Genomic DNA, 204 nt, shown 5'->3' with positions numbered 1-204 from the left:
CGACCGTCAGAACCACATTAACGGCATTGAGAATTTTTGGAATCAGGCAAAACGTGTCTTGCGAAAATACAACGGAATCGATCGCAAATCTTTCCCGTTGTTCTTGAAAGAATGCGAATTTCGATTTAACTTCGGCACACCGTCTCAACAGCTTAAAATCCTGCGAGATTGGTGTGGAATTTAGGGCTAATCTACGTCAGCCCC

The 204-nt window shown here is 44.1% G+C and carries 1 pseudogene; it reads left to right on the top strand.

From position 1 onward, the window contains the following. Positions 1-184, top strand: a pseudogene (locus HMPREF2952_RS10840) (IS1595 family transposase); the annotation flags it as partial. Positions 185-204 lie beyond the last annotated feature (20 nt).

It is taken from the genome of Neisseria sp. HMSC068C12 (assembly GCF_001814095.1).
GTDB lineage: Bacteria > Pseudomonadota > Gammaproteobacteria > Burkholderiales > Neisseriaceae > Neisseria > Neisseria perflava.
This window is presented reverse-complemented; position numbering and strand designations above follow the sequence as displayed.